15 protein-coding genes are annotated in these 14,353 nt (G+C 41.7%); 5 read left to right on the forward strand and 10 right to left on the reverse strand.

The features are described from left to right. The first annotated feature begins 50 nt into the window (after window positions 1-50). On the forward strand, window positions 51-260 hold the full coding sequence (locus tag DQQ10_RS13405) for a KTSC domain-containing protein (protein ID WP_112747390.1): 210 nt from the start codon (window positions 51-53) through the stop codon (window positions 258-260). Between the two features lie 42 nt (window positions 261-302). On the opposite strand, the gene DQQ10_RS13410 is transcribed toward DQQ10_RS13405, so the two are convergent. The 8 genes from DQQ10_RS13410 to DQQ10_RS13445 form a co-directional block, all read right to left on the reverse strand. Further along, window positions 303-1,181 carry an alpha/beta fold hydrolase gene (locus DQQ10_RS13410; protein ID WP_221409729.1) on the reverse strand — a complete coding sequence of 293 codons (879 nt, stop codon included), beginning with the start codon at window positions 1,179-1,181 and terminating at the stop codon, window positions 303-305. Further along, entirely contained in the window at window positions 1,178-1,642 is a 465-nt protein-coding gene (locus DQQ10_RS13415) for an SRPBCC family protein (protein ID WP_112747391.1), read from the reverse strand. The genes DQQ10_RS13410 and DQQ10_RS13415 overlap by 4 nt, the downstream gene beginning before the upstream one ends. After that, the gene (locus tag DQQ10_RS13420; RefSeq protein WP_112747392.1) at window positions 1,626-1,967 is read right to left on the reverse strand and encodes an ArsR/SmtB family transcription factor; all 342 of its coding nucleotides are present in this window, start codon (window positions 1,965-1,967) and stop codon (window positions 1,626-1,628) included. Before DQQ10_RS13420 ends, DQQ10_RS13415 begins: the two co-directional genes overlap by 17 nt. Before the next feature lie 295 nt (window positions 1,968-2,262). Next, window positions 2,263-2,679, reverse strand: coding sequence for a hypothetical protein (locus tag DQQ10_RS13425; RefSeq protein ID WP_112747393.1), 417 nt, complete (start codon window positions 2,677-2,679; stop codon window positions 2,263-2,265). 296 nt (window positions 2,680-2,975) lie between these two features. Next, the gene (locus DQQ10_RS13430) at window positions 2,976-5,324 is read right to left on the reverse strand and encodes a TonB-dependent receptor (RefSeq protein ID WP_112747394.1); all 2,349 of its coding nucleotides are present in this window, start codon (window positions 5,322-5,324) and stop codon (window positions 2,976-2,978) included. A gap of 150 nt (window positions 5,325-5,474) precedes the next feature. After that, window positions 5,475-6,365 carry a helix-turn-helix domain-containing protein gene (locus tag DQQ10_RS13435; RefSeq protein WP_112747395.1) on the reverse strand — a complete coding sequence of 297 codons (891 nt, stop codon included), beginning with the start codon at window positions 6,363-6,365 and terminating at the stop codon, window positions 5,475-5,477. 79 nt (window positions 6,366-6,444) lie between these two features. Then, window positions 6,445-7,263 (reverse strand): SDR family NAD(P)-dependent oxidoreductase, encoded by an 819-nt coding sequence (locus tag DQQ10_RS13440; RefSeq protein ID WP_112747396.1) that lies wholly within the window; start codon window positions 7,261-7,263, stop codon window positions 6,445-6,447. A 178-nt stretch (window positions 7,264-7,441) separates the two neighbouring features. Further along, a complete protein-coding gene (locus DQQ10_RS13445) occupies window positions 7,442-8,077 on the reverse strand; it encodes a hypothetical protein (RefSeq protein ID WP_112747397.1) in 636 nt (211 codons plus the stop codon). A 196-nt stretch (window positions 8,078-8,273) separates the two neighbouring features. Here DQQ10_RS13445 and DQQ10_RS13450 point away from each other — a divergent pair, with 196 nt between their 5' ends. Beyond that, window positions 8,274-8,468, forward strand: coding sequence for a hypothetical protein (locus DQQ10_RS13450; protein WP_133259642.1), 195 nt, complete (start codon window positions 8,274-8,276; stop codon window positions 8,466-8,468). 351 nt (window positions 8,469-8,819) lie between these two features. Further along, window positions 8,820-9,332, forward strand: a complete 513-nt coding sequence (locus tag DQQ10_RS13455; RefSeq protein ID WP_112747567.1) for a porin family protein — start codon at window positions 8,820-8,822, stop codon at window positions 9,330-9,332. 71 nt (window positions 9,333-9,403) lie between these two features. Here DQQ10_RS13455 and DQQ10_RS13460 read toward each other — a convergent pair whose 3' ends face one another. Continuing rightward, window positions 9,404-10,024 (reverse strand): porin family protein, encoded by a 621-nt coding sequence (locus DQQ10_RS13460; RefSeq protein WP_112747399.1) that lies wholly within the window; start codon window positions 10,022-10,024, stop codon window positions 9,404-9,406. An 858-nt stretch (window positions 10,025-10,882) separates the two neighbouring features. After that, a complete protein-coding gene (locus DQQ10_RS13465) occupies window positions 10,883-12,196 on the reverse strand; it encodes a sensor histidine kinase (RefSeq protein ID WP_133259643.1) in 1,314 nt (437 codons plus the stop codon). A gap of 196 nt (window positions 12,197-12,392) precedes the next feature. Here DQQ10_RS13465 and DQQ10_RS13470 point away from each other — a divergent pair, with 196 nt between their 5' ends. Both DQQ10_RS13470 and DQQ10_RS13475 read left to right on the forward strand, forming a co-directional pair. Beyond that, window positions 12,393-13,037 (forward strand): class I SAM-dependent methyltransferase, encoded by a 645-nt coding sequence (locus tag DQQ10_RS13470; protein WP_112747401.1) that lies wholly within the window; start codon window positions 12,393-12,395, stop codon window positions 13,035-13,037. Window positions 13,038-13,073: 36 nt separating this feature from the next. Continuing rightward, a complete protein-coding gene (locus DQQ10_RS13475) occupies window positions 13,074-14,342 on the forward strand; it encodes an Hsp70 family protein (protein ID WP_317047940.1) in 1,269 nt (422 codons plus the stop codon). Window positions 14,343-14,353: the final 11 nt, after the last annotated feature.

Genomic DNA, 14,353 nt, shown 5'->3' on the forward strand with positions numbered 1-14,353 from the left:
TCTCAGAACGCAACAGTAACGTATATTTACTTCAACTGAAATGTTTTATTATGGTTAGACGTCCCGTTGATTCGTCGATGGCGACCAGTATTGGTTACGATCCTGAGTCTGCGACTTTAGAAATTGAATTTCGCTCAGGTGAAATCTGGCAATACTATGGCGTCCAGGAAAATGTATTCTATGAAATGAAGAGTGTATCTATTGGAAAATACTTTCAGTTGATGATCAAGAATAAGTATAAAGAAAAACGCATACGATAGTTGTTAGAGGCGCACATCCGAATTGGCAATGCGACAACATTGTTATTCTGTCAAAAACTTTTCAATAAGCGTCGTGAATGCATAAATGTTATCCACTTTTGGGTCAAAGGAAATTTCTCCCATGTATTCACCATGACCACCAGGAATAATCAATAGCTGCGAATTCGAAATGAGTCGATGCATAGTTGTTACGTGCTCGGTAGTAGCAACGTCTTTGTCTCCATTGATGATTAGGGTTTTGGCCTTAATCGATTTTAATTGTTCATCGCTCCAATCTTCGAAGTTAAGTACACGTTGTGCACATTTGTTGTACATGTTTTGCAGCTTTGAAGAGTCCGGTGTCACGGCCAAAAACGCTTGTTTTAATGATGCTGGCATATCCGCGAAAGTGCCTTTTTTCATGAAATCCCAAAATCCAGGAAACATACCGTCGCGTTTATAAAATGCAGAACAAATAATCATGCGATCGACTACGCGTGGATTTCGTAATGCGATTTGCATGACAGTGTTTCCTCCGTTACTAAATCCCATAAAATCAGCGCTTCCGATGTTAAGCTTTTGAAGGAGTGTTGATACATCATCAGCGTCTTGTTCAAACGAAAGGGGCGTGTCGCGATCGGAAGTGCGTCCATGTGCTTGCAATTCAACGGCAATAATAAGATGTTTTTTTGCCAGCGTTGGGATGATGTTTGCAAAAGTAGTCTGAATGGTCGATCCGCCACCATGAATAAGAACTAATGGCTTACCGGTTCCGTAAATTTCATAATACATTCGAATTCCATTTACTTCTTGGTATCCATGTTTCATGGCAAGTGTGTTTTCTTTCGAGATATTGTCAGTCATGATGTTTTCGTTGTTTTGTGGTTGGCTACAGTTCGCGAAGGTGAGTAGCGTAAATAGAATGGTAGCGAATCGTCTCATTGCGTTGCAGTCATCTTGGTGAGGTATAACGATAGCTTTTCGATGTTCTGTTTTAATCCTTCATCGGCCTTGAACGTTTTCACAGTTTGAATGAAAACTTCACGGCTTTCGAACAACATGTGCCAGGTCAAATGAGTTTTGTTGCCTTGGGCTTCGAACGTAATAGTGGTTGTAAATTTTGGAGCACTCACATGTTGATATACGATGCGCTTGTGTTTGATTACTTCTTTAAAAACGCTTTTGTTTTTATAATTCGTTCCATCAGGGCCATGCATGACTAAATCCCATTCGCCATTCTCCGTCATATCCATTTTGGAAATGGTATTGGTAAATCCATTTGGTCCCCACCAATTTTTAATGTGATCGGGATTCGTCCATACTTCCCAAACAAGATCGATAGGCGCATTCAGTATCCTGGAAATTTTTATTTCGCGATTAGAGGTATCATTTTTTGTTTCCATGCTTTCGTTGCTTTTGCAGTTTTGTCAAGTACTTTTCCAATGAGTCTAGTTTTTGTTCAAAATGTTGTTTGAATTGCTCTATCCATGCGGAAACTTCGCTGAGCTTTTCTAATTGTGCTTCACAGTGTCGCTCCCTACCATGTTGTTTGAGCATGATCAAGCCGCATTCCTCTAGAATTTTAATATGGAGTGAAACAGCTTGTCTAGTCATGTCAAACTGTTCGGCTATTGCATTTACATTTAGTGATTTTGTCGCGATAAGCGCAATGATTTCACGACGTGTCGGATCAGCGATTGCTTGAAACACATCTCTTCTGCTTTCCATGATATGCAAGTATTTGCTTGCTAATATACATGCAAGTGTTTACTTGCGCAAGTGTACACGGCTTTTTTAGACCCTGATGTGCGTGCTTAGGGCCTAAGTACTAAGGAATGAAGCGACCTTTGCTAGGGAAGTTCGCAGTGCTCGTTTGTTGTACGTTAGTAAAGAGAGAATACGAAAGGCTGTGCATAGGTACGCCCGAACGCTTCAATATATTTTACCGATGAAGCAAATTCGTTTTTGCAACGCGTCGATCAGGCGTTTTGATCTAGCAGAGGTGATGAATGACATTGTTAGTTTAAAGAGCCGATGTTGAAATGATCGTTTCCGATGCTGCCGTATAGTGCACTTTATTGCTGCTATTAATAGAAAGAACTTCTTCGTCAATGTTACCTTTTCGGATTTGCTTAATGTTACCGATAATAAGTTCGGTATGTCCTTTAAGTTCCTCTAGTTCGAGCTCTGAAAGTTTCAGCGCTTCAAGATCGATCACGCAATTGCCGTTCACGCGGATAATATCTATCTTCTTACAGATACCACGCAGCGCTAGTCGTCCATTTCCTTTGATGTAAATTTGTAAGCGATGTTTCGGACAATAGACAAGTCCATTAATATAGAAATCACCTTTGATAACGATTTGAACAGGACCATGATTACCTACAACTAATGAGTCGTCCTGATTATTCTTCCCACTGTAAACTATTCTCCGAGCCATGCTAAGGGTGCAAATGTAAACGTAAACGATGGATTCTGATTGTGCGTAACTTATCTTTTTTGTCTTTTAGTTCCAGCGACATGTCTTGTTTATACGTCATTACTACATTGCAGGTTGGGCATTCATGTTGGTTACTGTAGGGAGATAATGGTATTTTGTCGGGAGCAAATTCAGAATATATCTAAACCTTCGTGTTGATTGGTTATACTGTAGATGATCCAATTCTTTGATACAAAAAAAGAAGAGACACGATTCTAGACCGTGTCTCTTTCGTTGGGGCCATGCATGCAATCGTGTTAGAAACTGATTTTGTAGCTAATGGTTGGAAGTAATCCGAGTTGTCGCCCTTTGTCAATCCCTTGTGTCGCAGGGACATAGTATTCATTCACGACCACTTGGTTGTTTAAAATATTCTGCACGTCAAACTTAAGTTCGGTTGTAGTTCTCGCGCGATTTCTCCTTATTCCAATGGCAAGATCTAAACGGAATATATCATTGCTTTTTGCAGTGAAAGGTTCGGCGTCATTTCGAACTTCTTCCCCGCGTTCTCTTGATGCTTCGAGGTCAATGGGAGAGAAACGTTTCCCGCCGATAAGAACAATTTTGGTATTAGCGAAGAATACACGGTTCTTATTGGGATTTCCCATTCGGAATTCTTTCCCTCCAATGAGATTTGCAACATAATTATTGTCGAATGCAGACTTGCGTTCAATCCCATCTTTAGCAGTGTATAATGAACGGAACAACGACAATGTTGACATATAGTAAAATCCGTCGTGCAAGTAACGTTCAAGTGTAAATTCAACACCGTAATTTTTGCCTTTGCCATCATTCACCAACGCACGTGTTGTGTACCCATCGGTTTCATTGAGTAATGAGAATGCACTACTGAATGAATTTTCAACAGGCACGTCAAATAGGTGTTGATAGTATGTCTCGACTTTCAAATGCGTACGCTCGCCAATTTGGTTGTCATAGCCTACTACAAAGTGCGCTGATTTTCCGATTCCTAAATTTTTATTGGGTTGTGAAAATGTCCCATCCTCGTTGAACTGTTTAGCCAAATAGGTAGCAACGCCATCGAGTTTACTGTGTAATCCGAATCCTACGGTGAATGCCTGGCGTTCTTTGAATTGCCAGTGCATAGCCACTCTTGGTTCAACAGAATAGTTATCGTTCAATGCGAAGTGAAGGTAGTGAAGTCCACTGATGAATGTCATCTTTTCTGTTGCGCGATATTTCCAACTCGCATAAGCCTGAAACATCGTAGAACTTCCATCTTCATCGAGTTCATTTATGAGTTGGTCTTCGTCGTAATTCCAATCGTCTGATTTCATATTAAAACTGTTGCGTGTGAATATCACGCCCGTTTCAATTTTGTGTTTAGCATTGAGCTTATAGTTGAACGCCGTTGTTCCAATGAGCGATGACTTTGTAAACTTTCCGATTGAGGTAGTATTGAATACTTGATCTACTGTCGGAATCTGTTCGTCAAATTCAAATGATGTTCCCGTTCCTGCCAACGCACTTCTGATGTAAATATTATCATTCAATTGATAAGTGTGCGTTATTCCTGCAATACCCAATCGATTTGTTACATTCGCTTTTGAGATAATGGTGTTTTCATCTTCTTCATCTTTATCCTCTTCGTCGATGCTACTAACACCACCGAGACCGAAGATTGAGAAGTTATGTTTTCCGCCAGCGGGTAGCGCAATTTTAAACGATAGGTCTTGATAGCGCGGCACCCCACCAAAGTCAACAACACCCGCGCGATCAAGTAAGTCTAATGAAGAATATCGGTAGTTCACCAAGTATGAACCGTTGTAACCTTTTTTGAACGGACCTTCTGCCGACATGTCCAGACCAAGCGTGCTGATCGACGCGGAGTATTCTCGTTGCTCATTATTTCCGTTTTTTAATTTCATATCAAAAACACCGGAAGTAGCATCACCGTATTCGGGTGCAAATGCGCCGGTAAAGAAATCGGAGTTTGCAAGCATGTGACTGTTGAGTGCGTTGATTGGACCACCTGTGGTTCCTTCGCCAGCAAAGTGGTTTGGATTGGGAATTGCAATTCCTTCAAGTCTCCAGAGGATGCCGCGTGATGAGTTACCGCGAACGATGATGTCATTGTTCCCTTCTGCATTTCCATTGACACCAGCGAAACCTGCAGCCATACGAGCGGGATCATCGAAGGAACCTGCGAATCTTTGCGTTTCTTCAACAGAGAATGTGCGCGCACTTACAACAGCCATCTCATTGAGTATTTCACCTTTCTCTTGGTCACCAAGAACTACGACTTCATCGAGTTTACTCACTGATTCCACTAACGTTATGTTTTGAATAACTTCTTTTGCCGAGCCAATGAGAATATTAGGAACGATGCGATCTTCATATCCAATGAAACTTACTTTTAAAGTAACACGTCCAATGGGAACGTTGCTGAGTCGAAAGTTTCCATTTTCATCGGTTAATGCGCCGATCAATGGATTTGAATTGATAACCATAACAGACGCACCAACAATGGGCACTTGACTGTCTTGATCGACGATTGTTCCGCGAACCGTTTGTTGAATTTTTTGGGCATATGCCGCCGAGAATAGTACACAACCAATGGCGAGTACAAACAATTTTAATTTCATTTTTCGTTAAGGTTTTGATATCAGACAACGCTGATCGAATAAACCCCTACGCACGGAATGAAAAAAACATAGATTACATTTGGTCACCACATTAGTGCTTAAAAAAAGATATCAAAAGGAATCTTGCTTTGACGAAGATCTGATTTGTAATTAAGCCACAAGTTGTTTTTTAAATTGATTTGGACTAACGCCGGTTTCTTTCTTAAATAAACGTGAGAAGTAAGGAAGATTATCAAAGCCGAGTGCGTAAGCAATTTCTGAAACACTTTGCTCTGCTTCAATCAACATATTTTTGGCCTCGGATATAAGGAAGATGTGGATGAGTTCAATGGCCGTCTTACCCGTTTCCTGTTTTAATAGATCACTTAAATAACGAGATGACATGTTCAGTTCTGATGCCATGAACTTAACGGTTGGCAGTCCTTTTTCTTGTAAATACCCATTATTAAAATATAGCGCTAGCTTTTCATTGAACTTCGAGACGACCTTTCCTGATAAACTTGTTCTGTTGATAAACTGTCTTTTATAGAATCGTTGCGCGTATTTCAGGATTGAATCGATGTGCGCAAGGATAATGTCTCGACTATATTCGTCGGGATTGTTATTGTATTCGATTTCAATTTTTTGATAGAGATCCCAAATGATCATTTCTTCTTTTGGAGAAAGATGCAGTGCTTCATTAGATTCATATTCAAAGAACGAGTACTTTTTGATCTCGCTGTGCAGTGGATGGCCATTGAGATAATCTTCGTGCATGTAAATGGCAAAGCCACTTTCCTCTAACTCGACATTACGCATTTCAATCACTTGCCGTGGCTTAAAAAATGACATCGATCCACTATCGTGATCATACTTGGTACGACCATACATAATCTGACCGGCAATCAGTTTCTTGAATCCTATCATGTAAAAGTCACTGGTATATTCTGTATTGCCGAAAGTGCATGTTTGATTGCAGCGGAGAAGACTAAGCAATGGATTTTCCGGACCGGGATAGCCATTACTGCGGTGCATGTCACTTAGTGTCTTGAAATGTATCATAATAAAAAGTTAGGAAACGATTCCGGAAGATCTCCGGAAATCGTTTATGAGCCTATAACCAAGAAGCTGCTGAAATAATTTATTTTCCGTGGGCTTTTTCTGCTACTTCTTTCCAGCTTTCCCAAGTTTTTAATCTGTCAGCATAAACTTGCGTTACCCAAGGAAGCGCCATTTTTCCAAGAAAAAGTCTTAGCGGTGGATTTTCACTGCGCACAAGTTTTAACATGGCTTCTGTTGTTGCCTCGGGAACACCGAAGATGTCGTCGGTTAATCCTTCGTTAAACGATGCTCTTACATTGTCGTACTCTTTCATGGGTTGAGCGTGCAGTGCCGATGCGCTAGCCCATTCCGTTGCAAACCCATTAGGCTCAACAAGTGTGACCTTAATTCCAAAGCCTGCGACTTCTGCAGCTAGGGTTTCACTTAGTCCTTCAACAGCCCACTTCGAAGCATTATAAATGCCGAGTACGGGTAATGTCACCATTCCTAACACACTTGAAATTTGAATGATATGGCCATGCTGTTGCTTGCGCATGATCGGCATTACCGCTTGAGTAACCCATAGCAATCCGAAAACATTTGTCTCAATCTGATCGCGTGCTTCTTTTTCTGTTGTTTCTTCAATCGTGCCGAAAAGCCCGAAGCCAGCATTGTTGATTACAATATCAATACTCCCAAAATGCGCGCTCGCTGTTTGAACGGCTTTGAAGCACTGCTCTCGATCGTTCACGTCGAGTTTTATCGGGAGTATCTTACTTCCGAATTCTTTCTTGAGATCGTCTAAAGTCTCTACGTTACGTGCGGTAGCCGCTACGTTATAACCAGCGTTAAGAAATGCGGTGGTCCAGATTTTACCAAAACCCTTGGAAGCACCTGTGATGAAAATAGTCTTTGTCATTTGTCTTGTTGATTATCAATGACACAAAACTATCGTGGTGGCTTAATCTAATACTTATACAAAAATCCGGAAAGCAGATACATTTTGTTGCCTGCTGTCGCAAAGATCCGGCAAAAAGAAAACCTGAGAGTAAACCCAGGTTCGTGTAAATGCTTTCGAGAAATAGAAATGTATATGCCTATTTCTTTTTATGCGCTTTCCGATGTTCACGATTCTCTTTTTTTAAGGCTTGATACTTTTCAAATTGCGCCGGCGTCAAAATTGTTTTGATTTCGTTTTGATGTTCATCGCGTTGTTTCTTCATGGTTTCCTTGTACACTTCTCTATATTGGCCTTCTTTCCGAGATGCTTTTACCTTGCTGTGAAATGTTTTGTTCACAGCTTCCATTTTTTGCAATTGATCATCGGTTAGTGAAAGCGTTTCTTTCAACTTGGCAGCGCGTTCTGCTTTTTCTTTTTGTCTATCCGCACGTCGTTGTTGTTTTTGTTGCTGCTGCAATGTTTTCCATTTCTCACTTTGTGCAGGTGTGAGTACGGTGTTCATTTCTTTTCTTCTAGATTCTTGCAACGACTTTAGTGTTTTCGACTTTTCTTCTTTGGCGATTGCAGAATCTTTCCTTACGGCGACACGCTTTGCATGATACTTTTCGTTGATGGACTTGATCGATGCGTACTGTTCCTCACTCAAGGTAAGTTCAGTTTTCATTTTATCAATCAGGGCAACTTTATCGTGACGATGATAACTCCCCTGATGTTGTGCAAAAACCATGGTACACATCATCACACATATTCCGAATACGAAGCTCTTTTTCATAGTGTTTTGTTTTTGTTACGATTCTTAGATACAAAATGAGCCCCAACGTTTAATGTCGTATTGAAGTATTAGACGGTTGCTACTGCATTTGAGGTGATACGGCAATTCCAATCGATAATTGCCGTTACATGACGGCCGAATGGCTGTTGCGGTTGTTTACTGGTGGCAGCTTTTTTTAGGATATCCGAAAAAAGCCATGAAAACGCAACCTGAAAATCCAAATGATCATAAGCGTAAAACACCCTCCACAAAGGGTAAAGAGAAGCAGGCTAGTGCTTTTACTTCTTATGATACCGCTAAAGTTCAGACGTCATCACCGCAAAAGGTTCGCGAATCAAAGGAAAGTACCGCGGAACAAGCGCGGGCTCGTGACGCAAAAGAAGGGCAATAGCCATTGCGAATCATTCAGTAATTTCTTAAGAAATGAATGCACCACCCCCATGAACATGATGGTAGAAAGTGTAAACATTTCAGAACATTTGTCGTTTTTTTACAATTAGACTCAGCCATACCGGTGGTTTGTAGAGTGGTAATCATTTGGAGAAAGTGAACGTGAGGTTCGTGAAGACAGACTTCGATAGCCGAATGTTACGTCCATTGGAAGGTAAGAGTATCTGCCAGGGCATTGATTTTTTTCAATAAAAAACTATACTTGCGGAAATTTAAGTGAAGTCCAGCAATCACTTTAAAAACGGGGCGATGCCTAAAGCCAAATTGTGGGCGTATGAAAAAAAATAATAGAATGAAAAAATTACTTCTTGTAGGTTTTCTCCTTGTTGTAGCGCAGGTGTCATACGGACAATACGCACTCGACAAAGGAAGAGCTCAATTCAACGCTGGCTTAGGTTTCTCTTCATGGGGCGTACCTATTTATGCAGGGTTTGACTACGGTGTTCACCAAGATATTTCTGTAGGTGGTGAATTGTCATATAGATCATATCGCGAAAGATATGGTTACGGGCAGTTTCGCGCGCGTTACAGACACAGCATCATTGGTATCGCAGCAAACGGTAACTACCATTTTAATACAGTATTGGACATTCCAAGGGAATGGGATTTCTATGCAGGCTTAACACTTGGCTACTACATTTGGAATACTGGAGGTGATGATTACCTTGGTGATGAAGGTTCTGGCCTCGGTCTAGCAGCTCAAGTTGGTGGTCGTTATTACTTCAACGATCGTTTCGGCGTTAACCTTGAATTGGGTGGCGGTTCTTTCTCTGGTGGTAAATTTGGTATCACCATCAAATTATAATTCAGATCTAATCTGAAACAAAAAAAACGAGGCTTCGATTTGGGCCTCGTTTTTTTTGACTCGGTTATTATCTACAATCCAAAAGTCACGCCCGCGGATAATGTAAATGCTTGATTATTGATTGTCGCGTTCGACTTCGAGACATCGGTAAGTCCGTGCGTATAACGTCCATCAATAATGAGATGCGTTTCATCTGCAATGAGCCAGTTCAATCCGATACCACCCGTAACGCCGAAGTCAAATGTATTAAAGAAGTCACTGTAATCTTTTACTTCTTCAGCGTCCGCATCACCGATCTTTTCAGCTGCACCGGTGAGGAAACTGAACGAGGGGCCCACGAAAAGATTAGGGCGGCATTTGCCATCCTTGTTTAAAAAGAATCGTCCCGTGATTGGTACTTCGATATACTTGAGCGAAGTCTTTTTGTCGTCGACTTCTGCGCCCTTTTGTGAATACAATACTTTCGTCGTTACGCCGTAAGTATTTTGGATGGAGTAAGTCAAGCCAACACCCAGAAGTATTCCTGTGCGATAATCAGATGAGCTGCCATCGTCACCGAATTTTGAAAGGTTCATACCCACTTCTGGCCCGAAACTCCACACCTTTTCATCGGTTTGTGCTTGTGCGGAAAAAGATATAATCGTCAATATTAAGCTAGCGAGGAGGGTTCGTCTGTTCGTTATTTGTTTCATACAAATTGTAAAGTTGTTTGCATGGAACGCGTAAAATGAAATGCCCTGCCGCTCGTACTGCCGCAACTCTGCTGTACGCTTCTTGATACAACGGTATGGCTATGTGCTATGAATCATCACGGTGAATGTTGGCAATGTAGCCGAAACGATGTGGGGGTTATGCAACCTATTTTCAACTTAAAGGCAAAGCCGGAAAATCTAAGCAAAACTTTATTTGCGCATGACGAGTCTATGCTACTGTAGTCGTGTTTCGTGTTCGCTGGATTGAAAGGAAGGTACGCGCGGAGGAAATGACAATTTTTTGGAGACAGGCGACTGGTTTTAACCGATGAATTGACGTAATGAACAGTCTAAAAGAACAAAAGGGATCTTATCCGCCTGATAACATCCCTTTTTATTTTTCCTTTTACGGAACCCCAATTTAAAATTTGACAACGGGTATACAATAGTAGTACTTTATTTATAAAATCCACGTGTCAACCCGCTTAATACCCCAAAATTTTTTTCGAGTTGTAGTATTTCGGAGGTGTACGGTAAGTTTGTTTCGACGAGCGCAATGGCAGCTTTTTATTAAAGCTTTTGAAAACATTTGATGACAATAAAAGTTCCCGCGAACACAATTTTTAATCGTGTTTTAATCGACATGTATGATGGATAAATCAGTGTTATAAGATGGGCCGAAGAAATTTAACGCAACGTGAAGAATGTGATTGCGCTAATAGAAGGGACTCACCCGCCTGATAAATCCCTTTTATTGTCCTTTTCAATTTACAAGTTTAAAACAACGGTCTACAATAGTATTTAATTATGTGAAATCTTCATGGACATACCCGTTTTTTACCCTGAGTTTTTGCATCACTACGAATTGGCTTGCACTGTATGTTCAGCTATGGGAAGGAAGACGGTGAAGGTGCTGCCTTTACCTTCGGTGGATTCAAGGATGATGGAACCGCCTAATTTCTCGACAACCTCACGCGTAATAAATAATCCTAGCCCACTCCCTGTAGAGCGATCTGATCCTCTAAAAAACATATTGAAGATCTTGTCCTGATATATCGTCGCAATACCAATGCCATTGTCGGTTACATAAATTGCATTTTGCGCTGAACGATAACCAATCTCTATCGTCGGGATAGGTTTGCTGAAGTCGTGATACTTGATGGAATTTGCAATGAGGTTGTTGAGAATAATGGTAAGACGAATGCGGTCTGAAAAGATAATAACGTCGTCGTTGATCAACTGTTTGAACTGAATTTTATCGGCGTTGTGATTGAAGCGAAGTGCTTCGATGGTCTCACGAACCAGTGTGCCAACTTTGATCGGTTCGTTCGCCGTTTCAGTCCGCGCGTTCCGAGAATAGTCAATAATCTCTTTGATAAAGTCATCCTGCGCATTCACGCGCCCCTGAATCATCATCAGAATTTGAAGCAGTTCTTCACGATCATTTGTTTTACGCGCGAGGTTTGTTAATCCAAGAATGGAACTTAAGGGTGATCGCAAATCATGCGATACACTGTACACAAACCGATCAAGCTCATCATTCACCTTTTGCAATTCCGCATTTTTCTGATTAGCAAAATCTTCTTTTTGAATTAGTTCAAGTTCTGAGGCTTTGTTTAAGTTGATCAAGAAATAAAGTGCAAGCAACGCGATGGTGAGTGATATGAAGTAATTAATGATAAAGCTGATTTTAATATAGAATTCAGTTGGCCGTGTGATGGCTGTCGGGTGTATGTCGCCGAAAAATGCCAGTAGAAAAAGTGCTGACGTGAATGCCGCTAACACGAATCCTGTTAAATGATCTTCAAAGGCTAGCATCGCAAATGAGCCAATGCCGACTGGGATAAAAAACATGAAAGCGCCGGTTTCAAAGGGATCGGTGATGGCCACCCAAAACACCACTAAATTGGATGCAACCATAAGGGCCACCTTCGCCAATTTATATTTCTGTTGCCGTAAGAGCCACAGCGACAGCATGGGGGTGCATAGCAGCACGACGTACGCAGGAATAGCATAGTAGACTTGGTTTAGCAGGTCTAACGTCGCATAAGCCAGCGCCACGGCCATGCACGTTACCGAAAGATAGGCGGTAAGCATCAGGCGCTTGTATTCCGCACGTGATGGAGAATCTTTCTTAATACGAATAAACGCTTTTAGGTTGGCTCGTGTCAAATCGATTCGGTTTGGTGTATAAGATAATGGAAATGCGTCAAATGCGTAAAGCCTGACTGTGTAAAGATGGGAATTCACCTTCGGCCAGTTTAGAATGTCGCATTTTTCCAATGTTGATAGCCAAGCAGCCAATTATTTTGCGTCGTTGCTACTTTATAGGCAGCGATTTTCAAGGCATTTACGTTAACACGAACTTATGGATTACGAACTACTCGCGGCCCAGTTACGCCGTCCCGAAGGTGAGATGGGAATGGAAGTCACTTCCAAGATGAACGAAAATAATGTGTATGTGAATCGGCGATCGATTGACATTTTGAACATTGAGCCGGGGGAGAAGGTGTTGGAGATAGGGATGGCCAATGGATTTTTTTGCGAAGAGATTGTGCGCACGCGCCAAGCCTTGTATACAGGCTGCGACTTCTCTGAGTCGATGGTTGAAGCGGCAACAAAATTGAATGCAAAAAGAGTAGACACGTCGCAAGCATCTTTTCATCTCGGCGATGCCGCGCACTTACCTTTCGTAGATAATTCTTTCGATAAAGTATTTACGGTTAACACAATTTACTTTTGGCATCATGCTGTCGACGAGCTTGGTGAAATTTTGAGAGTCATGAAACCTGGTGCCAAACTCGTTGTTGGTATTCGCTCGAAAGCCAGTATGCAAAATCTTCCCATGGTGCAGTATGGTTTTAAGTTGTACGATGCCTACGAACTAGAATGTGCGTTAACGGATGCAGGATTTTGCGCTGTGAAAGTAATGAAGGAAGAGGAGCCTGTTATTACCGTTGCCGGGAAGATGATTTATTTCGAATCGTTGTTCGGCGTTGGAAAGAAGCCTTGATTTCAAATTCACATTTCTCCTAAACTTTTATTACTCTTGCAGCTTGATCTGCAAAAAATGGTTACGTGTGGTATAGATTTCGGTACTTCTAATTCGGGAGTAGCGCTGGCGACGACGGATGTAAAACTTTTGCCTGTCGAGGGCGATCATGTTACGATTCCTAGCGCGGTGTTTTATCCCAAACGAGAATTTGTTCCAGTATTCGGGAGAGAAGCTATGCGCCGTTTTTTTGATAAACAAGAAGGCCGCTTGATGCGAAGCCTAAAACGCGTACTCGGCACAAGTCTCATGAAGCAAGGCACGATGGTGAACGGCAAGGTGATCAAGTTCGAGAAGATCATCGGATCTTTCTTGGAAAATATCAAGCAAAAAACAGATCACGCTGCGGGGATAGAGGTCGATCATGTAGTGATGGGGCGCCCTGTTCATTTTATCGATAATGATCCACAGGGTGATGAACAAGCGCAGCATGAACTAGCAGCGATTGCAAAAACGATAGGCTTTAAATTTGTCGAATTTCAGTACGAACCGATTGCTGCTGCGTTTGCACATGAGGTGAAGATTGTAGGAGAGAAGTTAGCCATCGTTGTTGATCTTGGCGGTGGTACATCTGACTTCACCATTATCAAGCTCTCCAATAATTATATCGGAAAGGTGAATCGTGCGTCAGATATTTTAGCAAATACAGGTGTGCGTATCGGTGGAAATGATTTCGACAAGAAGATAAGCTTAACGACAATTTTGCCAGAGATCGGTTATGGTAGTACCTATGGCGACAAAAAATTGGAAGTACCCTTAAAGCCTTATCATGATCTGTCGGAGTGGAGCCGTGTAAACTTTATATACAACATCAAAACGTTGTCTCAGACGCGTGAGTTGCTACATCAGTCACACGATAAAAAAAGATTTGGTAGATTGCTTCGCATATTGGAAAGTGAATCGGGACACACACTACTAGCCGCGGCAGAAGATACTAAAGTAGCACTGACGCCACATGTAGAACACCGGGCAACGTTCGGTTTTTTAGATCCACACTTTTTCATCGATGTCACGCGCGATCAGTTTGAGAACGCCATCCAAGAAGATGTTCAGAAAATTGTTGATGCTGCGAACGAATGTCTGCGTTCGGCGAATATTGGTGCTTCAGCAATCAATCTTGTAATTCTAACGGGAGGATCAACAGAAGTGCCCTTGATCCAAAAGGTTTTCAAAGCGCTGTTTACCCACGCAACCATTTCAGATGAGAACAAACTTTCTAGTGTAGCGCTTGGTTTGGCGTACGATAGCAAGCGTCGATTCGCCTAGTTCGTTATTCC

It is taken from the genome of Pseudochryseolinea flava, assembly GCF_003286915.1.
Lineage (GTDB): Bacteria > Bacteroidota > Bacteroidia > Cytophagales > Cyclobacteriaceae > Ohtaekwangia > Ohtaekwangia flava.

What these genes read in the sequence shown, in the direction of transcription:
- DQQ10_RS13405 (WP_112747390.1), top strand. Translation starts at nt 51, where the DNA reads ATGGTTAGACGTCCCGTTGATTCGTCGATGGCGACCAGTATTGGTTAC.
- DQQ10_RS13410 (WP_221409729.1), bottom strand. Translation starts at nt 1,181, where the DNA reads ATGAGACGATTCGCTACCATTCTATTTACGCTACTCACCTTCGCGAAC.
- DQQ10_RS13415 (WP_112747391.1), bottom strand. Translation starts at nt 1,642, where the DNA reads ATGGAAACAAAAAATGATACCTCTAATCGCGAAATAAAAATTTCCAGG.
- DQQ10_RS13420 (WP_112747392.1), bottom strand. Translation starts at nt 1,967, where the DNA reads ATGGAAAGCAGAAGAGATGTGTTTCAAGCAATCGCTGATCCGACACGT.
- DQQ10_RS13425 (WP_112747393.1), bottom strand. Translation starts at nt 2,679, where the DNA reads ATGGCTCGGAGAATAGTTTACAGTGGGAAGAATAATCAGGACGACTCA.
- DQQ10_RS13430 (WP_112747394.1), bottom strand. Translation starts at nt 5,324, where the DNA reads ATGAAATTAAAATTGTTTGTACTCGCCATTGGTTGTGTACTATTCTCG.
- DQQ10_RS13435 (WP_112747395.1), bottom strand. Translation starts at nt 6,365, where the DNA reads ATGATACATTTCAAGACACTAAGTGACATGCACCGCAGTAATGGCTAT.
- DQQ10_RS13440 (WP_112747396.1), bottom strand. Translation starts at nt 7,263, where the DNA reads ATGACAAAGACTATTTTCATCACAGGTGCTTCCAAGGGTTTTGGTAAA.
- DQQ10_RS13445 (WP_112747397.1), bottom strand. Translation starts at nt 8,077, where the DNA reads ATGAAAAAGAGCTTCGTATTCGGAATATGTGTGATGATGTGTACCATG.
- DQQ10_RS13450 (WP_133259642.1), top strand. Translation starts at nt 8,274, where the DNA reads ATGAAAACGCAACCTGAAAATCCAAATGATCATAAGCGTAAAACACCC.
- DQQ10_RS13455 (WP_112747567.1), top strand. Translation starts at nt 8,820, where the DNA reads ATGAAAAAATTACTTCTTGTAGGTTTTCTCCTTGTTGTAGCGCAGGTG.
- DQQ10_RS13460 (WP_112747399.1), bottom strand. Translation starts at nt 10,024, where the DNA reads ATGAAACAAATAACGAACAGACGAACCCTCCTCGCTAGCTTAATATTG.
- DQQ10_RS13470 (WP_112747401.1), top strand. Translation starts at nt 12,393, where the DNA reads ATGGATTACGAACTACTCGCGGCCCAGTTACGCCGTCCCGAAGGTGAG.